This window comes from Cupriavidus sp. F041 (assembly GCF_057814235.1).
Genome location: NZ_JBVASY010000002.1, coordinates 1,146,320 through 1,164,101 on the forward strand (window position 1 = coordinate 1,146,320; position 17,782 = coordinate 1,164,101).

A 17,782-nucleotide genomic window follows, 5' to 3' on the forward strand; every position below is an offset into this window, starting at 1 on the left:
GGCCGGGGAGATGCAAGCAGATAGGGAGGGGCGGCGCGATGCCGACCCGCAAGACGTCACGGCCATGCCGGACGAGACTGGCGCCAGCCAGCAAGGGGACAGCGGCTTCAAGGTTTCGCCGCGGATCGAAGACTGGGTCGGCGTGATCGTCATGGTGCTGTTGGTGTGCATCACCTTCGCCAATGTGGTGGTCCGTTATTTCACCGATGAGTCCTTTGCCTGGACCGAGGAATTCTCGGTCTTCCTGATGATCGTGCTGGCCCTGGTGGCAGGGAGCGCCGCCGTGGCGCGCGACCGCAATATCCGCATCGAGTTTTTCTTCGAGCGCGGCAGCGCGGCTCGGCAGCGGCGCCTGGCCGTATTGTCGGCGCTGGCCGTCGCGGTGATGTTCATCGCACTGGCGGTACTGGGCGGGCGCATCGCCTGGGACGAATACACGTTTGGCGAGACCTCGCCGGGCATCGGCGTGCCAAGCTGGTGGTACTCGGTCTGGCTGCCGGTGCTGTCGGCCGCCATCGCGCTGCGGGCGTTCGGCGTGGCGGCACGCAACCTGCGCGCGCTCAAGGCCCTGCATGCCGAGCGTGCGGATGGCGTGCCCGTTTCGGAGTCCGCGCCATGACCCTTGTTGCGATCATCCTGTTTGTGGTTTTTCTTGGCCTGATGATGCTTGGCGTGCCGATCGGTGTGTCGCTGGGCCTCGGTGGCCTGGTGGCGATCGGCCTGTCCAACCTGGATACGCAGATGTTCGGCCTGCTGGCCGTGCCGCAGAACTTCTACGCCGGCCTGGGCAAATATCCGCTGCTGGCCATCCCGATGTTCGTGCTGGTCGGTTCGATCTTCGATCGTTCCGGCGTCGCGCAGCGTCTCGTGACCTTCGCCATTGCCATCGTCGGGCGCGGCCCCGGCATGCTGCCGCTGGTGGCCATCCTGGTGGCCATGTTCCTGGGCGGGATCTCCGGCTCCGGCCCGGCCAACGCGGCCGCGGTGGGCGGCGTGATGATCGCGGCCATGTCGCGGGCCGGCTATCCCGGGGCGTACAGCGCGGCTGTGGTTGGCGCAGCCGCCGCCACCGACATCCTGATCCCGCCCTCGGTTGCCTTCATCATCTACAGCGTGCTGGTGCCTGGCGCGTCGGTGCCGGCGCTGTTCGCCGCCGGCATGATCCCCGGCATCCTGGCCGGTGTGGCGCTGATCGTGCCGGCCGTCTGGCTGGCCCGCAAGCACAATATGGGCGCCATCGAGGCCGGGCTGCCGCGGCCGCCGTTCTGGAAGAGCCTGCGCGAAGCGGCCTGGGGGCTGGTCGCCCCGTTCCTGATCCTGGGCGGCATGCGCGCGGGCTGGTTCACGCCGACCGAGGCTGCCGTGGTGGCCGTGGTGTACGGCTTGTTCGTCGGCATGGTGATCTATCGCAGCATCGGCCTGCGCGACCTGTTCGTGATCTTCCAGGAAGCGGCGGAGACTTCCGCGGTCATCCTGCTGGTAGTGGCGCTGGCCGGCATCTTTGCCTATGCGCTGTCCACGCTGGGAGTGATCGACCCGCTGGCCAACGCCATCGCGCATTCGGGGCTGGGCGAGTACGGCGTGCTGGCGCTGATCGTGGCCTTGCTGATGACGGTGGGGATGTTCCTCGACGGCATCTCGATCTTCCTGATCTTCGTGCCGCTGCTGCTGCCGATCGCCAACGCCTTCCACTGGAATCCGGTGTGGTTCGGCGTGGTGCTGACGCTCAAGGTCGCGCTTGGCCAGTTCACGCCGCCGCTGGCGGTGAACCTGATGGTCTCGTGCCGGATCGCGCGCGTGCGGATGGAAGAAACCGTGCCCTGGGTGGTCTGGATGCTGCTGGCCATGTTCATTGCCATGCTGATGGTGCTGGCCTATCCGCCGCTGGCGACGTGGCTGCCGGACTATCTCGGTTATTGAAGCTGAATCGGAAGTTGATCCCATGGGCGAGCTTCTCGGCTCGCTTGCGGGATCGCGCAATGAGCCACGCTCAACGCAGTGCATAAGAAACACACAACAACACAACACATCCTGAGAGGAGAGAATCCATGAAACGTCGTGCCTTGATGCTGTCGCTGGCAGCCACCATCGCCGCTGCCGCCCTCGCGCCCGCTGGCGCCATGGCGCAGGCCTACAAAGCTGAGTACAAGATGTCCCTGGTGCTCGGCCCGGCCTTCCCGTGGGGCAAGGGCGGCGAGATCTGGGCTGACCTGGTGCGCCAGCGCACCAGCGGCCGCATCAATATCAAGCTCTACCCCGGCACCTCGCTGGTGGCGGGCGACCAGACCCGCGAGTTCTCGGCGATCCGCCAGGGCGTGATCGACATGGCGGTCGGCTCGACCATCAACTGGTCGCCGCAGGTCAAGGAACTGAACCTGTTCTCGCTGCCGTTCCTGATGCCGGACTACAAGGCGCTGGACGCGCTTACCCAGGGTGAAGTCGGCAAATCGATCTTCGCGACACTGGACAAGTCGGGCGTGGTGCCGCTGGCCTGGGGCGAGAACGGCTTCCGCGAAGTCTCCAACTCCAAGCGCGAAGTCCGCAAGCCGGAAGACCTAAAGGGCATGAAGCTGCGTGTGGTGGGCTCGCCGCTGTATATCGAGACCTTCAACGCACTCGGCGCCAATCCGACCCAGATGAGCTGGGCCGACGCGCAGCCGGCCATGGCCTCGGGCGCCGTGGATGGCCAGGAGAATCCGCAATCTGTGTTCGCCGCTGCCAAGCTCTACACGGTGGGCCAGAAGTTTGTCACCACCTGGGGCTACGTGGCCGACCCGCTGATCTTCGTGGTCAACAAGCAGATTTGGGAAAGCTGGACGCCGGCCGACCGCGAGATCGTCAAGCAGGCCGCCATCGACGCCGGCAAGCAGGAAATCGCGCTGGCGCGCAAGGGCCTGGTTGAGCCGGGCGTGCCGGGCTGGAAGGAGATGGAAGCCCACGGTGTGAAAGTGTCGCAACTGACGCCGGCCGAGCACGATGCCTTCCGCAAGGCCACGGCCAAGGTCTACGACAAGTGGAAGAAGCAGATCGGCACCGACCTGGTCAGCAAGGCGGAAGCCTCGATCGCCAAGCGCTAAGCAGCAGGGAGGGATCGCGGTGCCTGCGAGGGCACGGAGAACAGGGGCCGTTCGCGGCCCTTGTTTTCCTTTGGCGGACGGATTGCGTCGCCAAAATGATCGCAATTGTCACAATATCGGGTATTTCCCGGTTGTTTGATAAAATGCGCCTTTTGCGGCGCATGGAAATTCCATCGCCGTGAGCCTGCCGCGCGCGCGGCGGGCCGGGATCCCAAGAAGGTCCCGTCCTGTGTCCCGACCGGAATGTCATGCCGAACAAGCCTCGCCGTACCTCCTTGCCTGCCCGCCTGACGGGCCTAGCCCTGCTGCTGTCCGTGGCTGGTGCGCAGGCCGCGATGGAGCAGGCAACATCGCCTGCCGTCCAGGTGGCGCAGGACAGCCTGCCGGCATCGGCCTCTTCGCTGGGGCTGGTGGCGGAACTGCAGCAACGGCTGCGGGACAAGGCCGTGCGCGAACTGCGTACCAGCTACAACGGCGATTACGGCACCACGCTGATACTTGCGGACGACCAGGTGGTCTGCTACGTGGCGCTGTTCTACCAGAAGAACCTCTGGCGGGTTTTCCGCTTCGAGTCGTTCGCTGCGGCGGAGCAGGCTTACCGCCAGTTGACCCAGCAGAGCACAGCCTGGGCGGAGGACGATATCCGCCGGCAGGTGCTGGCATCGCAGAAACGCGCATTTGACCGGGCCTTGCAAGAGAGCGAGGCGCGGGCAAACGCGCTCAACGAAGACGTGCGCGTGATGCAGGCGCAGCGCCAGCGCATCGCCGAGGAGCAGAAGGTGTCGCGCGTCGAGGTGCAGAGCGCGGAAATCGAGAGCCGTGCCTCGCGCATCCGCCTGGAGCAGCTGCAGCAGCAGATTCGCCGCATGGAGTCGTCGCTGACGGATTCCGGGCTGGTCATCCCCGGGGTGCCGGGGAGCGACCGTCCGGCGCGCCACCAATAAGCCGTTTGCGCCTGCCTGGCTGAAATTTCCGAACGCCAAAGCAGAATTGTCTGAATTTCCCTGTCTGTCCGTAGCGCTATGATTTCCCCCCAGACCAGTTTCGCCCGCACAGGCCGCGAGGCCGGGTCGCGTTTGCGCTGCAGAGGTGAGTCCCCGTGTCCTATTCCATTCTTCCATCGTCCGCAAATCTTGATGTGCCGCCCCCGTGGGGCACGGAGTTCGATGTGCGTGATGCGTTGGCGGCATTGCGTACCGCAGCCGTCAAGCAGCATGTCGCGGCCACCGGTCCTGCGCATGCGCTGGCGTTGCGTCGCGTGCGCCTGCGCGGGCTGGCCGCCGGCGCGTTTGGCGACGGCCTGGCTGTCGTGGCGGCGTGGCTTGTGACGGTACTACTGATGGCTCCGGCGCCATTGCCCGCGCCCGCTACCACCGGGCTGCAAGCCGTGACCGTCCAGCGACCGGAAACTGCGGCGGCGGCAGACGTGCAGAACTTTCCCGCCCCGCCGGATTCCGTTGCTCCCTTGCCTGCGGAACTCGCCAGCCACGAGCCCGAGCCGGTCGCCGTGCCTCATCCCGTCGTGGTCGCCCAAAGCGGCCGGCCGATGGCGGACGAAAGGGGTGCTACGGCCACGGCAGCCAGCCCGGTGACGCCGGCTGCGAATGCGGCCACGCGGAGGCAGCCGTATGCCGCTCCGGTCCGGTTCGTGCCCTCGGCCAGTGGCAACGACAGCCAGACGCAGCCGCGCAGCGAGGCGGCCGATTTGCCGGCCTCGGGCGGCCCGGATATCGACTTGCGCCCGAGCGCAGTCGCTTTCGTGCCGCCTGACATGCGCTTCGAATTGCACGGCCATGCCCGGCTGACCGACGACTAAGGCGGGCGCACCAGGCGCGAACCGTCGTTTCCGCCGATGGAAGCGAAGCGCCCCCGTGGTAGGCTCAGGACCATGAAACCCGTATTCACACTCCTCATGCCCATCCGGTGGGGCGACATGGACGCGATGGGCCATGTCAACAACACGGTCTACTTCCGCTACCTGGAGCAGGCGCGCATTGCGTGGTTCGAGTCGCTCGGCCACGGCGGCAAGGATGCCAACGGTTGCGGCCCGGTCATCATCAACGCGCACATGGCCTTCATCAGGCAGTTACGCTATCCGGGCGATATCGAGTGCCGCATGTTTGCCGGCGAGCCGGGACGCACCAGCTTCGAGACCCGCATGGAGATCCGCCGCACCGACCAGCCCGATGTGGTGTACGCGGAGGGCGGCGCCAAGGTGGTGTGGTGCGACTATGATGCCGAGAAATCGGTACCGGTGCCGCCGGCGATCCGGGCGCTGATGGCGTAGGCGTTCCGCGCCCCTAGTGGTTGACTAGGCGTTGCACCAGGTCCACCGAGGTATGGGCGCCGTATTTCTTCATCAGCCTGGCCCGGTAGATGTCCACCGTGCGCGGGCTGATCGACAGTAGCTTGCCGATCTGCTTGCTGGTCTTGCCGTCGACCAGCTGCGCGGCGATATCGCGCTCGCGGGCCGTCAGCTCGGCGGTGACCGGGCGCTTCTGCGAGAGATCTTCGAAGGTCCAGATGCCGGCGCCCAGCGGCTGCTGGCGATCCAGCGAGCGTCCGGTGACATGGCACCAGAACAGCTCGCCGCCGGCGCGCTTCATGATGCGCTCGTCGGAGTAAGTGCCCTTGGCGTTCATGATGGGCACGATCCGCGCACCGGTGCGCTCGAATTCATCCGCGGTGGGATAGAGTACCTGGAACGACTCGCCGATCAGGGCCTGCCTGGTGGTGCCGAAGATGCGGCAAAGCTCGTCATTGCAGTCCTCGATCATGCGCTCGCGCGACAGCACAAGGCCGACTGGGGCGAGCTGGAAAGCGGTCTGGTAGTCGATAGCGGGCATTTGCTTATGTAATTGTACGTATTGGCGCGGGCTGCGGCGCTTGCGTATGCTGTCGGGCAGTCGGCAATCGGGCGATCTCCGTCCGATTGTACCGTTACAATTTCCCTGCGTGACTCGCCGGCATCACCCGGAGGCGGGCGCAATGACAGGAAATCACCGAGGAAGGAGCAAACATGAACAAGGTCTATGCCAGCGCCGCGGAGGCGCTCGCGGGCGTCGTTCGCGACGGCCAGACGATCGCGGTTGGCGGTTTCGGTCTGTGCGGCATCCCGGAGGCGCTGATTGCCGCCCTGCGCGACAGCGGCGCCAAGCAACTCACCTGCATCTCGAACAACGCCGGCGTGGACGGTTTTGGCCTCGGCCTGCTGCTCGCCACGCGCCAGATCAAGAAGATGATCTCTTCCTACGTGGGCGAGAACAAGGAGTTCGAGCGCCAGTACCTGGCCGGTGAACTTGAGCTGGAGTTCACCCCGCAAGGCACGCTGGCCGAGAAGCTGCGCGCCGGCGGCTCGGGCATCCCCGCGTTCTTCACCAAGACCGGCGTGGGCACCATCGTTGCCGATGGCAAGGAAATCCGCGAATTCGATGGCCAGCAGTACGTGATGGAACGCGCGCTGACCGCCGACGTGGCACTCGTCAAGGCGTACAAGGCGGACCGCGCCGGCAACCTGGTGTTCCGTCGCACCGCGCGTAACTTCAACCCGATGTGCGCGATGGCCGGCAAGTTCACCGTGGTCGAAGTCGAGCACCTGGTCGATACCGGCACGCTGGATCCGGACGAGATCCACACGCCGGGCATTTTTGTGCAGCGCATCGTGCTGAACGCCAATCCCGAGAAACGCATCGAGCAGCGCACCGTGCGTGCCGCCAGCTAAGGAGAAACATCATGGCATGGACACGTGACGAAATGGCGGCGCGCGCCGCTAGCGAACTGCAGGACGGCTTCTACGTGAACCTGGGCATCGGCCTGCCGACGCTGGTGGCCAACCACGTTCCCGCGGGAATGGAAGTCTGGCTGCAATCCGAGAACGGCCTGCTGGGCATTGGCCCGTTCCCGACCGAGGCCGAGGTCGACGCCGACATGATCAATGCCGGCAAGCAGACCGTGACCACGCTGCCGGGCTCGTCGATCTTCTCTTCGGCGGATTCCTTTGCGATGATTCGCGGCGGCCATATCAACCTGGCCATCCTGGGCGCCATGCAGGTCAGCGAGAAGGGCGACCTGGCCAACTGGATGATCCCGGGCAAGATGGTCAAGGGCATGGGCGGTGCGATGGACCTGGTGGCAGGCGTGGGCCGCGTTGTGGTGTTGATGGAACACACGGCCAAGAAGAAGGACGGCACCGAGGACATCAAGATCCTGGCGTCGTGCGCGCTGCCGCTGACCGGCGTGGGCGTGGTCAACCGCATCATCACGGACCTCGGCGTGATCGACGTGACTGAAGCCGGCCTCAAGCTGGTGGAAACGGCGCCGGGCGTGAGCCGCGAAGAGATCCAGAGCAAGACAGGCGCGCCGCTGCTCTGATGCGCTTTGCCGCGCCGGCCTTCGTGGCGGGCGCGTAGTGGCAATGAAAAAGCCCCGCGAGCTTGCGTTCGCGGGGCTTTTTTGCTGGACGGCGCTGCCGTGGCTTCGTCAGGCGCGGCGCTTGTTGTAGCTGGCGAAGACCGAGGCGCCACCGTCCGCGCGGACCAGCAGGACATCGAAAGGATCCTTGCGCGAACCCTGTTCCATGCCCGGCGAACCCACCGGCATGGCCGGCACCGCCAGGCCTGCGGCCTTGGGTTTGCTGGCCACCAGCCGCTTGATGTCGGCTGCCGGCACATGCCCTTCGACCGCGTAGCCGGCGATACGGCCGGTATGGCAGGAGCCGAAGCGCTCGGGAATGCCAAAGCGGGCACGATAAACGCCGGTGTCTTCCACGTCGCGCACGATGACGGCGAAGCCGTTCGCGCGCAGGTGCTCGACCCAGCCCTCGCAGCAGCCGCATTGCGGGCTCTTGTACACCTCGATGGCGAGCGGGGCGGCAGCGGTGCTGGCGCCGGCACGCAGCCCTAGCGAGACCGTGGCGCCGATGGCCAGGGTGCGGAGAAAGCCGCGCCGTTGCATGGTTTGTGCTGGTGCGCTCATTGCGCCACCCAGCCGCCATCCATGTTCCAGGCCACGCCGCGCACCTGCCGGGCCGCGTCGCTGGCGAGGAACACGGCCAGCGCGCCAAGCTCGTCGGGCGTAACGAACTGGCCGGAAGGCTGCTTCTCGATCACCAGTTCATGCTTGGCTTGCTCGACCGGGATGCCGTCCTTCTGGGCGCGCGCTTCCACCTGTTTCTGCACCAGCGGCGTCAGCACCCAGCCCGGGCAGATCGCATTGGCGGTGACGCCGGTCTGCGCGGTTTCCAGGGCCGTCACCTTGGTCAGCCCGACGATGCCGTGCTTGGCCGCGACATAGGCGGACTTTTGTGCCGACGCGACCAGTCCGTGGGCGGAGGCGATATTGATGAAGCGGCCCCAGTCCTTGCGCTTCATGCCCGGCAGCGCCAGGCGGGTGGTGTGGAAGGCGGAGGTCAGGTTGATGGCGATGATCGCGTCCCAGCGCTCGGGCGGAAAGTCCTCGATATTTGCCACGTGCTGGATGCCGGCGTTATTGACGAGGATATCGGCGCCGCCGAATTCCGTTTCGGCATAGCGCATCATGTCCTCGATCTCCGCGGACTTGCTCATGTCCGCACCGTGGTAGCCAACGCGGATGCCCGCGCCGGACTGCGCGATCTCGCGCTTGGCGCCGTCGGCGTCGCCGAAGCCATTGACGATGATGTTGGCGCCCTGCGCGGCGAGTGCCTGCGCGATGCCGAGACCAATACCGCTGGTGGAGCCCGTGACCAGCGCCGTCTTGCCTTTGAGCATGTTTTGCCCTCCGTCGGGAGATTTTGATGTTGGGATTGGACTGCGTGAACAGGCTGTCGTCCGCCAGCGGCAAAGGCATGGCGGCGCGAACCCGGATGCTGTGGCATTGTAACTGCTGCAGCGTACAATCCAGCTTTGCCCAACCCGGGCACCGCCTGTTGGCGGTGCCGTTCTTGCTACCGTCTTGCCAGGGAGTTCAGATGTCAGTCAGCCCGCGCCTCGGCTTCGTTCAGTGCATCAGCCCGGCGGGTCTTCACCGCATGGCCTATCACGAGTGGGGCGATCCCACCAATCCCAGGGTACTGATGTGCGTGCATGGCCTGACCCGCACCGGCCGCGACTTCGACACCGTCGCCGCCGCGCTGTGCGGCGAGTACCGTGTGGTGTGCCCCGACGTGGTCGGGCGTGGCCGCTCGGACTGGCTAGCGGACCCGCGCCGCTACGTGGTGCCGCAGTACGTCTCGGATATGGTCACCCTGATCGCCCGGCTCAATGTGGAGCAGGTCGACTGGTTCGGTACCTCGATGGGCGGCCTGATCGGCATGGGGCTGGCGGGGTTGCCCAAGACGCCGGTACGCAAGCTGCTGCTCAACGACGTGGGCCCGCGCATCGCCGCCTCGGCGGTGGAGCGGATCGGCGCCTACCTGGGCCTGCCGGTGCGCTTCAAGACCTTCGAGGAAGGCCTGGCCTACCTGCAGACCATCAGCGCGTCCTTTGGCCGTCACACGCCCGAGCAGTGGCGCGAGCTTAACGGCGCCATCCTCAAGCCGGTGCAGGGCGTGGAAGGCCTGGAATGGGGCTTGCATTACGATCCGGCGATGGCGCTGCCGTTCCGCGAGACCACGCCCGAGCAGGTGACTGCCGGCGAAGCGGCGCTGTGGCACATGTTCGAGGCCATCCAGGCGCCGACGCTGGTGGTGCGCGGCGCGCAGTCCGATTTGCTGACGCGCGAGACGGTGGCGGAAATGGTCTCGCGCGGACGCGACGTGAGCGCGGTGGAGGTGCCGGACGTCGGGCACGCCCCGACGTTCATCGATCCCGCGCAAGTGGCCATTGCCAAGCAATTTTTCCTGGGCGCGACCTGAAGCCGGCCGCGGCCCGGATCCGATGTTTGATGTCTTACCGATAACTAGAGTATTGCCATGAGTACCAGTGAACTGAAGCGCGCCCATGTGGGCAAGCGCCTGTCCGAATACGCGATCTACAACGGTGTGGTCTACCTCGCCGGCCAGGTGCCGGAGGTCGATCCCGGCGCGGATCTGCGCGGCCAGACCCGCGAGGTGCTGGGCCATATCGAGCGTCTCCTGAACGAAGCCGGCAGCGACAAGAGCCGGATCCTGTCGTGCCAGATCTTTCTCACCGACGTCGACCAGATCGGCATCATGAACGAGGTCTGGGATGAATGGGTGGTGCAGGGCAATACGCCCCCGCGTGCCACGGTGGAGGCGCGCCTGGCCAATCCGCAATACTTGATCGAAGTGGTGGTTACCGCCGCGCTCAAGTGAGGTTGGGGCAGCGAGATGGTGACGTCGACTGACCTGACCGGGCAGATTGCCGGCACGCCCGATTCCGGGCTGGTGGAGCGCGCCCTGGCGTTCGTGCGCGAGCGTGGCAGCGAGGCGATGCTGCCCACCGGCGAAACCGTGTTCTCGCATGCCGAGGGCATGCTGCGCATTCTCGACGGGCTGCGTGTCGACGATGCCGCGCGCGCGGCGGCCTGCCTGTTTGCGCTGGCGGCGTTCGTGTCCGGCAGCGAGGTGGAAATCGAGCCGCTGTTTGGCGAGGAGGTCGCGGGGCTCGTCAAGGGCGTGAGGCAGTTGTTGCGTATCGGTGCGATCGCGGTGGGCCACAGCGGCGCGCCCGAAACCACCAAGGACGAAATCGCCGCGCGGCAGGAGCAGGTGGAAGCGCTGCGCAAGATGCTGCTGGCCTTCGCGCAGGACATCCGCGTGGTGCTGGTGCGGCTGGCCTCGCGCCTGCAGACGTTGCGCTGGCTGGCGCAGACCAAGGCGCAGCCGTTGCCCGGCGTGGCGCGCGAAACGCTGGACATCTACGCGCCGCTGGCCAACCGGCTCGGGATCTGGCAGATGAAGTGGGAGCTGGAAGACCTGGCCTTCCGCTTCGAGCAGCCCGACACCTACAAGCGCATCGCGCGCCTGCTTGACGAAAAGCGGATCGAGCGCGAGGGCTATATCGCGAGCGCCATCGCGCGGCTCCAGTCCGAGCTGGCTTCGGCGGACATCCGCGCCGAAGTGACCGGCCGCCCCAAGCATATCTACAGCATCTGGAAGAAGATGCGTGGCAAGGAGCTCGACTTTGCCGATCTCTACGATGTGCGCGCCTTCCGCGTGATCGTCGACGACATCAAGGATTGCTACACCGTGCTGGGCATCGTGCACCATATCTGGCAGCCGATCCCACGCGAGTTCGATGACTATATTTCCCGGCCAAAGTCGAACGGCTACAAGTCGCTGCACACGGTGGTGATCGGCGACGACGGGCGCGCCTTCGAGGTGCAGATCCGCACCCAGGAGATGCATCACTTCGCCGAGTACGGCGTGGCCGCGCACTGGCGCTACAAGGAGGCCGGCTCCAAAGGTTACAGCGGGCAGTTCTCGGCCAGTGAGCGCTACGACGAGAAGATCGCCTGGTTGCGCCAGTTGCTGGCCTGGAAGGACGATGCCGATCATTCCGTGGCGCACGACGAGTCGCCGTGGGAGCAGCTCAAGCATGCGGCCATCGACGACCACATCTATGTACTGACGCCGCAGGCGCGCGTGGTGGCCTTGCCGCAGGGCGCCACGCCAGTGGATTTTGCGTATTACCTGCACACCGATCTTGGCCATCGCTGCCGCGGCGCGCGCGTGGACGGCACCATGGTGCCGCTGAACACGCCGCTCAAGAACGGCCAGACGGTGGATATCATCGCTGTCAAGCAGGGTGGGCCGTCGCGAGACTGGCTCAATGCGGAGCTGGGCTACCTGGCCAGCCCGCGCGCGCGGGCCAAGGTACGCGCCTGGTTCAATGCGCTCGATTCGCAGGAGACCATGTCGCAGGGCCGCGCGCTGATCGACAAGACCCTGCAGCGCGAAGGCAAGACCGCCGTCAACCTGGATGACCTCGCCACGCGGCTTGGCTTCAAGACGCCGGACGACCTGTTCGCCGCGGTCGCCAAGGATGAATTCAGCCTGCGCCACGTGGAGCAGGCGCTGCGGCACCCCGAAGGCGAAGCCGCGGTGGTGCAGAGCGAAGAAGAGGCCGTCACCAAGAAGAGCCGCGCCACCAGCGTGGCGCGCGGCGCCAAGAGCGGCGTGCTGGTGGTAGGCGTGGATTCGCTGATGACGCAGATGTCCAAGTGCTGCAAGCCGGCGCCGCCGGACGAGATCGTAGGCTTCGTCACGCGCGGGCGCGGTGTTTCCATCCATCGCCGCACCTGCCACACCTTCGGCCAGCTTTCGGCGCGCGCGCCTGAGCGCGTGATCCAGACCGAGTGGGGCAAGAGGAGCGATGCGGTGTATCCGGTGGACATTCACGTGGAGGCGATCGACCGGCAAGGGCTGCTGCGCGACATCTCGGAGGTGCTGTCGCGCGAGAAGATCAACGTCACCGGCGTGAAGACGCTATCGAGCAAAGGCGTTGCCCGGATGCAGTTCACCGCCGAGGTTTCGGAGGCCACGCAACTGCAGCGCGCACTCGGATTGATAGAAGATGTGGTGGGGGTCTTGCAGGCGAAAAGAAAGTGATGCTATACTTTCGTTCTCCGCAGGCTCGTAGCTCAGCTGGTTAGAGCACCACCTTGACATGGTGGGGGTCGTTGGTTCGAGTCCAATCGAGCCTACCAACGCATAAGCAGTAAGAAGTAGTGAAGTTCAAGTAGTACCATAGGCTCGTAGCTCAGCTGGTTAGAGCACCACCTTGACATGGTGGGGGTCGTTGGTTCGAGTCCAATCGAGCCTACCAACGCATAGCAGTAAGAAGTAGCAAGCAGTACCGAAGCAGTCCGGTTCAATCCCGACAACCTGGAACGGAAAAGGCGCCATGTTCAAGACACCGCGAACTACTACCGCTAATTAGCGACAGTAGTCGAGGTGCGCCTTCGGACCCGGTGGATTGGGGTTAAATCGAAAAACAACGCAGCCTTGGCTGCGTTTTTTTTCGTCTGTCGCTTCTTGGCTCCCTGATATCCTGCTCGGTCGCCGGTGAGTGCAACCGAGTGAAATCCCCGCTGCATGGTCCATGCCTGTTGCATGAGCCCGGCGCTATAAGATGCTTTTCATTCGCTTGCCGGAGGCATTGCCCCGGCGGGTGGATTCCTGATGAGGTGCAAGATGATCGCAATCACGCTGCCGGATGGTTCCCGCCGCGAATTTCCCGGCCCGGTGACGGTTGCCGAAGTGGCGCAGAGCATTGGCTCGGGCCTGGCCAAGGCCGCTCTGGCCGGGAAGGTGGACGGCCAGATGGTCGATACGAGCTATCTGATCGATAGCGATGCGAGCCTGGCCATCGTCACGGACAAGGATGCCGACGGCGTCGATGTGATCCGTCACTCGACGGCGCACTTGCTGGCCTACGCCGTCAAGGAGTTGTACCCCGAGGCGCAGGTGACGATCGGCCCGGTGATCGAGAACGGCTTCTATTATGACTTCGCCTACAAGCGCCCCTTCACGCCCGAGGATCTGGTTGCCATCGAGAAGAAGATGGCCGAGCTTGCCAAGAAGGACGAGAAGGTGGCGCGCGAGGTCTGGAGCCGCGACGAAGCCGTGCAGCTGTTCGAGTCGATGGGCGAGAAGTACAAGGCCGAGATCATTGCCTCGATTCCGCAGGATCAGGAGATCGGCCTGTACCGCGAAGGCAAGTTCGTCGACCTCTGCCGTGGTCCGCACGTGCCGTCCACGGGCAAGCTCAAGGTCTTCAAGCTGATGAAGGTGGCCGGCGCCTACTGGCGCGGCGACGCCAAGAACGAGATGCTCCAGCGCATCTACGGTACGGCCTGGGCCAAGAAGGAAGACCAGGAAGCCTACCTGCACATGCTGGAGGAGGCCGAGAAGCGCGACCATCGCAAGCTGGGCAAGCTGCTTGACCTGTTCCACCTGCAGGAAGAGGCGCCTGGCATGGTGTTCTGGCATCCCAAGGGCTGGCAGGTGTGGCAGGCGGTGGAGCAGTACATGCGTGGCCGCCTGACGCAGGCTGGCTATGAAGAGGTACGTACGCCGCAAGTGATGGATCGTTCGCTGTGGGAAAAGTCAGGTCACTGGCAGAACTACAAAGAGAACATGTTTGTCACGGAGTCGGAAAAGCGCGACTACGCGATCAAGCCGATGAACTGCCCCGGCCATGTGCAGATCTTCAACCATGGCCTGCGCTCCTATCGCGACCTGCCGCTGCGTCTCGCCGAGTTCGGCGCCTGCCATCGCAATGAGCCCTCGGGCGCACTGCATGGCCTGATGCGCGTACGCGGTTTTGTGCAGGATGATGCTCACATTTTCTGCACGGAAGAGCAGATCGTGGCGGAGGCCAAGGCGTTCAACGAGCTGGCATTCTCCGTGTACGACGATTTCGGCTTCAAGGACATCGCGGTCAAGCTTTCGCTGCGTCCTGACCAGCGTGCTGGTTCGGACGAGGTCTGGGACCATGCCGAGGAAGGCCTGCGGCTGGCGCTGCGCGCCTGCGGCGTGGAGTGGGAAGAGCTGCCGGGCGAGGGTGCCTTCTACGGCCCCAAGGTGGAATACCACATCAAGGACGCGATCGGCCGTTCCTGGCAGTGCGGCACGCTGCAACTGGACCTGGTGCTGCCGGAGCGCCTGGACGCCGAGTACGTTTCGGAGGACAACTCGCGCAAGCGTCCGGTGATGCTGCATCGGGCTATCCTGGGCTCTTTCGAGCGCTTCCTGGGCATCCTGCTGGAGAATCATGCCGGCGCGCTGCCCGCCTGGCTGGCACCGGAGCAGGTCGTGGTGCTGAATATTGCCGATTCCCAGGCGGAATATGCTGAAAACGTCGTGCAACTTCTGCAAAAACAAGGATTTAGGGCAAAGGCGGATTTGCGTAACGAGAAAATTACGTATAAAATCCGCGAGCATTCCCTTCAGAAGATTCCCTACCTGCTGGTAGTGGGCGACAAGGAGCGGGATGCCAGTCAAGTGGCCGTGCGTGCCCGTGGCAACGTGGATCTGGGTGTCATGTCCGTCTCCGCGTTTGTGGAGCGTCTGCAACAGGACGTTTCCAGCAAAGCCTGATGGGATGAGCACGGCTTGTTTTTTGTCTTCTTGAGGTAACGCAACATCGCTACAGACAAAGGTCATCGCATCAATCGCGAAATCAGCGCACCCGAATTGCGCCTGGTCGGGGTTGATAATGAGCAGCTCGGCATCGTCAAGTTCATGGACGCGCTTCGCCTGGCTGAGGATAAGGACTTGGACCTGGTGGAAATCGCTCCGACAGCGGTGCCGCCGGTTGCCCGTATCATGGATTACGGCAAGTTCAAGTACGAGGAAGCCAAGCGCGCGCACGACGCCAAGCTGAAGCAGAAGATCATCCAGGTCAAGGAAGTCAAGTTCCGGCCGGGTACGGATGATGGCGACTACAACGTCAAGCTGCGCAACTTGAAGCGTTTCCTTGAAGACGGCGACAAGACCAAGATCACGCTGCGCTTCCGCGGCCGTGAGATGGCGCACCAGGAAATCGGCGCGCGTGTGCTCGAACGCCTGAAGGCGGATCTGGAAGAAGTCGGCCAGGTCGAGCAGATGCCGAAGATGGAAGGCCGCCAGATGGTGATGGTGCTGTCTCCCAAGAAGAAGAAGTAAGATTTTTGCGCGCCGCCGCGGCCCGGAGGGGATTCCTCCGGGCGCGGTGTCGTGCGAAAGCGGCGCAGGTGCCTCCGCGGCATCGCGCAACAATAAGTGGATGCGGGTTTTGCAAGTGCCGGCGCCAGCTGGCCACCTGCATGCATGTCATAGAAGCTGGAGTTTTTCATGCCGAAGATGAAGACCAAGAAAAGCGCTTCCAAGCGCTTTACTGCGCGTCCGAATGGTTCGTTCAAGCGTGGCCAGGCCTTCAAGCGTCACATCTTGACCAAGAAGACCACCAAGAACAAGCGTCAACTGCGCGGCACCCAGGACGTCCATGAGACGAACCTGAAGTCCGTTCGCGCAATGATGCCTTACGCATAACCCTAACGAAAACGAAAGGAGCATTACATGCCTCGAGTAAAACGTGGGGTCACTGCACGGGCCCGCCATAAGAAAGTCATCGTCGCTGCCAAGGGTTTCCGCGGCCGCCGCAATAACGTCTACCGTATCGCCAAGCAGGCGGTCATGCGCGCTGGCCAGTACGCATACCGCGATCGCCGCAACAAGAAGCGCGTGTTCCGCGCTCTCTGGATTGCGCGTATCAATGCTGCTTCGCGTGAGCATGGCATGACCTACAGCGTGTTCATGAACGGTCTGAAGAAGGCCTCGATTGAGCTGGACCGCAAGGTGCTGTCGGACATGGCTATTCATGACAAGCCTGCCTTTGCCGCCATCGTCAACCAGGTGAAAGCCACCGTTGCCTGATGCCGGCTCCGGGATGCCGCGCTAGTTCCTGGCGCGGCGCCCCGGGCGCAAGCACCGACCGCAAGGTCGACAGCATTTCCGCCGAATTTGCCTGAGCAGCGCCCGTCGCTGCAGCGGCGATTCAGCCGGACCTGCAGAAACGGGGCTCCTCACCGAGCCCCGTTTTTATTTCGAATGCCGTTTGCATCGTGCCCTCGTCGTGCCGCCGCACGCCGCAAGACGACATCCGAAACGAAGCCCGCGCCGCCCCCGGTGCCGCACGGACTCTGCACCCACATCGCACCTAGTGCTAACCCACGCCCGGGCCCTGCGTGACCCGGACGCCAAATTTATCGCCGACCGCCGCCATGTCTCTGGATCCGGATCAAATCGTCGCCGACGCCCAGGCCGCCTTCGCCGCAGCCAACGACAACGCCACGCTGGAAAACGAAAAAGCCCGCTTTCTCGGCAAGACCGGTGCGCTCACCGAACTACTCAAGAGCCTCGGCAAGCTTGACCCGGAAACCCGCAAGAGCGAAGGCGCGCGCATCAACCAGGCCAAGCAGCAGGTCGAGGCCGCGCTGCAGGCACGCCGCCAGGCACTGGCCGATGCGCTGATGAACGCGCGGCTGGCTGCAGAAGCCATCGATGTGACGCTGCCCGGCAGGGCGGTAGCCCGCGGCAGCCTCCATCCGGTGATGCGCACATGGGAGCGGGTCGAGCAGATCTTCGGCTCGGTTGGCTTCGACGTGGCCGATGGTCCCGAGATCGAAACCGACTGGATGAACTTCACTGCGTTGAACAACCCGGACAACCATCCGGCCCGTTCGATGCAGGATACGTTCTATGTGGACGGCCGCGACAGCGAAGGCAAGTTGCTGCTGCTGCGTACCCACACCAGCCCGATGCAGGTGCGCTATGCGCGCATGCACGTGGAGAAATACAAGGGCCGGGAGATGCCGCCGATCAAGGTGATCTGCCCGGGCCGTACTTACCGCGTCGACAGCGATGCCACGCATTCGCCGATGTTCAACCAGGTCGAAGGCCTGTGGATCGGCGAGGACGTGAGCTTTGCCGACCTCAAGGGCGTGTACACCGACTTCCTGCGCAAGTTCTTCGAGCGCGATGACATCCAGGTGCGTTTCCGCCCCTCGTACTTCCCGTTCACGGAGCCGTCGGCGGAAATCGACATGGCCTTCGGCAACGGCAAGTGGCTGGAGATTTCGGGCTCGGGCCAGGTACATCCCAATGTGCTGCGCAATATGGGCCTGGACCCCGAGCGCTACATCGGCTTCGCATTCGGTTCCGGCCTCGAACGCCTGACCATGCTCCGCTACGGCATCAACGACCTGCGCCTGTTCTTCGAAGGCGACGCGCGTTTCCTGCGCCAGTTCGCCTGAGGCGTCCGCCGCGCCCGAGCATATCG

At 64.3% G+C, this 17,782-nt stretch carries 19 protein-coding genes and 2 tRNA genes; 18 read left to right on the top strand and 3 right to left on the bottom strand.

Annotated elements, in window-relative coordinates; genetic code table 11:
* Positions 1 to 10 precede the first annotated feature (10 nt).
* The 6 genes from ACZY0R_RS22405 to ACZY0R_RS22430 all read left to right on the top strand — a co-directional run bounded on the left by ACZY0R_RS22405 (position 11) and on the right by ACZY0R_RS22430 (position 5,364).
* The gene (locus ACZY0R_RS22405) at positions 11 to 619 is read left to right on the top strand and encodes a TRAP transporter small permease (RefSeq protein ID WP_488861308.1); all 609 of its coding nucleotides are present in this window, start codon (positions 11 to 13) and stop codon (positions 617 to 619) included.
* A complete protein-coding gene (locus ACZY0R_RS22410) occupies positions 616 to 1,920 on the top strand; it encodes a TRAP transporter large permease (protein ID WP_276289816.1) in 1,305 nt (434 codons plus the stop codon). Before ACZY0R_RS22405 ends, ACZY0R_RS22410 begins: the two co-directional genes overlap by 4 nt.
* Before the next feature lie 128 nt (positions 1,921 to 2,048).
* Positions 2,049 to 3,077, top strand: coding sequence for a DctP family TRAP transporter solute-binding subunit (locus tag ACZY0R_RS22415; protein ID WP_488861310.1), 1,029 nt, complete (start codon positions 2,049 to 2,051; stop codon positions 3,075 to 3,077).
* A gap of 248 nt (positions 3,078 to 3,325) precedes the next feature.
* Complete coding sequence (locus ACZY0R_RS22420; protein ID WP_488861312.1) at positions 3,326 to 4,021, top strand: DUF2968 domain-containing protein; 696 nt, start codon at positions 3,326 to 3,328, stop codon at positions 4,019 to 4,021.
* A gap of 155 nt (positions 4,022 to 4,176) precedes the next feature.
* Complete coding sequence (locus tag ACZY0R_RS22425; protein WP_488861314.1) at positions 4,177 to 4,893, top strand: hypothetical protein; 717 nt, start codon at positions 4,177 to 4,179, stop codon at positions 4,891 to 4,893.
* A 72-nt stretch (positions 4,894 to 4,965) separates the two neighbouring features.
* Positions 4,966 to 5,364: an acyl-CoA thioesterase gene (locus ACZY0R_RS22430; protein ID WP_488861315.1), complete on the top strand. Its 399-nt coding sequence runs from the start codon at positions 4,966 to 4,968 to the stop codon at positions 5,362 to 5,364.
* Between the two features lie 13 nt (positions 5,365 to 5,377).
* Here ACZY0R_RS22430 and ACZY0R_RS22435 read toward each other — a convergent pair whose 3' ends face one another.
* On the bottom strand, positions 5,378 to 5,923 hold the full coding sequence (locus ACZY0R_RS22435) for a PAS domain-containing protein (protein WP_441627303.1): 546 nt from the start codon (positions 5,921 to 5,923) through the stop codon (positions 5,378 to 5,380).
* Between the two features lie 173 nt (positions 5,924 to 6,096).
* Between ACZY0R_RS22435 and ACZY0R_RS22440 the strand changes: the two genes are divergently transcribed.
* Positions 6,097 to 6,798: a CoA transferase subunit A gene (locus ACZY0R_RS22440; protein ID WP_045240052.1), complete on the top strand. Its 702-nt coding sequence runs from the start codon at positions 6,097 to 6,099 to the stop codon at positions 6,796 to 6,798.
* 11 nt (positions 6,799 to 6,809) lie between these two features.
* Entirely contained in the window at positions 6,810 to 7,448 is a 639-nt protein-coding gene (locus tag ACZY0R_RS22445) for a CoA transferase subunit B (protein WP_045240053.1), read from the top strand.
* Between the two features lie 108 nt (positions 7,449 to 7,556).
* Here the strand turns inward: ACZY0R_RS22445 and ACZY0R_RS22450 are convergent, their stop codons facing one another.
* Positions 7,557 to 8,030 carry a DUF411 domain-containing protein gene (locus ACZY0R_RS22450; RefSeq protein WP_488866105.1) on the bottom strand — a complete coding sequence of 158 codons (474 nt, stop codon included), beginning with the start codon at positions 8,028 to 8,030 and terminating at the stop codon, positions 7,557 to 7,559.
* A 17-nt stretch (positions 8,031 to 8,047) separates the two neighbouring features.
* Positions 8,048 to 8,824 (bottom strand): 3-hydroxybutyrate dehydrogenase, encoded by a 777-nt coding sequence (locus tag ACZY0R_RS22455; RefSeq protein WP_488861318.1) that lies wholly within the window; start codon positions 8,822 to 8,824, stop codon positions 8,048 to 8,050.
* Positions 8,825 to 9,024: 200 nt separating this feature from the next.
* On the opposite strand from ACZY0R_RS22455, the gene ACZY0R_RS22460 reads away from it, so the two are divergent.
* The 10 genes from ACZY0R_RS22460 (at position 9,025) to pheS (ending at position 17,756) form a co-directional block, all read left to right on the top strand.
* Entirely contained in the window at positions 9,025 to 9,909 is an 885-nt protein-coding gene (locus ACZY0R_RS22460; protein WP_488861320.1) for an alpha/beta fold hydrolase, read from the top strand.
* Between the two features lie 57 nt (positions 9,910 to 9,966).
* Positions 9,967 to 10,329 (top strand): RidA family protein, encoded by a 363-nt coding sequence (locus ACZY0R_RS22465; RefSeq protein ID WP_276288267.1) that lies wholly within the window; start codon positions 9,967 to 9,969, stop codon positions 10,327 to 10,329.
* A 15-nt stretch (positions 10,330 to 10,344) separates the two neighbouring features.
* Positions 10,345 to 12,567: a RelA/SpoT family protein gene (locus tag ACZY0R_RS22470; protein WP_045240057.1), complete on the top strand. Its 2,223-nt coding sequence runs from the start codon at positions 10,345 to 10,347 to the stop codon at positions 12,565 to 12,567.
* A 21-nt stretch (positions 12,568 to 12,588) separates the two neighbouring features.
* Positions 12,589 to 12,665: transfer RNA gene (locus tag ACZY0R_RS22475), tRNA-Val, on the top strand.
* A 42-nt stretch (positions 12,666 to 12,707) separates the two neighbouring features.
* A tRNA-Val gene (locus ACZY0R_RS22480) sits at positions 12,708 to 12,784 on the top strand.
* Positions 12,785 to 13,152: 368 nt separating this feature from the next.
* Positions 13,153 to 15,060, top strand: a complete 1,908-nt coding sequence (gene thrS / locus ACZY0R_RS22485; protein WP_488861323.1) for a threonine--tRNA ligase — start codon at positions 13,153 to 13,155, stop codon at positions 15,058 to 15,060.
* Positions 15,061 to 15,105: 45 nt separating this feature from the next.
* Complete coding sequence (infC, locus tag ACZY0R_RS22490) at positions 15,106 to 15,627, top strand: translation initiation factor IF-3 (protein WP_081488948.1); 522 nt, start codon at positions 15,106 to 15,108, stop codon at positions 15,625 to 15,627.
* Positions 15,628 to 15,795: 168 nt separating this feature from the next.
* Entirely contained in the window at positions 15,796 to 15,993 is a 198-nt protein-coding gene (rpmI, locus tag ACZY0R_RS22495) for a 50S ribosomal protein L35 (protein ID WP_006575466.1), read from the top strand.
* A gap of 27 nt (positions 15,994 to 16,020) precedes the next feature.
* Positions 16,021 to 16,377, top strand: a complete 357-nt coding sequence (rplT, locus tag ACZY0R_RS22500; RefSeq protein ID WP_276288264.1) for a 50S ribosomal protein L20 — start codon at positions 16,021 to 16,023, stop codon at positions 16,375 to 16,377.
* A 347-nt stretch (positions 16,378 to 16,724) separates the two neighbouring features.
* Positions 16,725 to 17,756: a phenylalanine--tRNA ligase subunit alpha gene (pheS, locus tag ACZY0R_RS22505; RefSeq protein ID WP_045240059.1), complete on the top strand. Its 1,032-nt coding sequence runs from the start codon at positions 16,725 to 16,727 to the stop codon at positions 17,754 to 17,756.
* Positions 17,757 to 17,782 lie beyond the last annotated feature (26 nt).

Coding starts and splice junctions, on each gene's coding strand:
- ACZY0R_RS22405 (WP_488861308.1), top strand. CDS start 11: ATGCAAGCAGATAGGGAGGGGCGGCGCGATGCCGACCCGCAAGACGTC.
- ACZY0R_RS22410 (WP_276289816.1), top strand. CDS start 616: ATGACCCTTGTTGCGATCATCCTGTTTGTGGTTTTTCTTGGCCTGATG.
- ACZY0R_RS22415 (WP_488861310.1), top strand. CDS start 2,049: ATGAAACGTCGTGCCTTGATGCTGTCGCTGGCAGCCACCATCGCCGCT.
- ACZY0R_RS22420 (WP_488861312.1), top strand. CDS start 3,326: ATGCCGAACAAGCCTCGCCGTACCTCCTTGCCTGCCCGCCTGACGGGC.
- ACZY0R_RS22430 (WP_488861315.1), top strand. CDS start 4,966: ATGAAACCCGTATTCACACTCCTCATGCCCATCCGGTGGGGCGACATG.
- ACZY0R_RS22435 (WP_441627303.1), bottom strand. CDS start 5,923: ATGCCCGCTATCGACTACCAGACCGCTTTCCAGCTCGCCCCAGTCGGC.
- ACZY0R_RS22440 (WP_045240052.1), top strand. CDS start 6,097: ATGAACAAGGTCTATGCCAGCGCCGCGGAGGCGCTCGCGGGCGTCGTT.
- ACZY0R_RS22445 (WP_045240053.1), top strand. CDS start 6,810: ATGGCATGGACACGTGACGAAATGGCGGCGCGCGCCGCTAGCGAACTG.
- ACZY0R_RS22450 (WP_488866105.1), bottom strand. CDS start 8,030: ATGCAACGGCGCGGCTTTCTCCGCACCCTGGCCATCGGCGCCACGGTC.
- ACZY0R_RS22455 (WP_488861318.1), bottom strand. CDS start 8,824: ATGCTCAAAGGCAAGACGGCGCTGGTCACGGGCTCCACCAGCGGTATT.
- ACZY0R_RS22460 (WP_488861320.1), top strand. CDS start 9,025: ATGTCAGTCAGCCCGCGCCTCGGCTTCGTTCAGTGCATCAGCCCGGCG.
- ACZY0R_RS22465 (WP_276288267.1), top strand. CDS start 9,967: ATGAGTACCAGTGAACTGAAGCGCGCCCATGTGGGCAAGCGCCTGTCC.
- ACZY0R_RS22470 (WP_045240057.1), top strand. CDS start 10,345: ATGGTGACGTCGACTGACCTGACCGGGCAGATTGCCGGCACGCCCGAT.
- thrS (WP_488861323.1), top strand. CDS start 13,153: ATGATCGCAATCACGCTGCCGGATGGTTCCCGCCGCGAATTTCCCGGC.
- rpmI (WP_006575466.1), top strand. CDS start 15,796: ATGCCGAAGATGAAGACCAAGAAAAGCGCTTCCAAGCGCTTTACTGCG.
- rplT (WP_276288264.1), top strand. CDS start 16,021: ATGCCTCGAGTAAAACGTGGGGTCACTGCACGGGCCCGCCATAAGAAA.
- pheS (WP_045240059.1), top strand. CDS start 16,725: ATGTCTCTGGATCCGGATCAAATCGTCGCCGACGCCCAGGCCGCCTTC.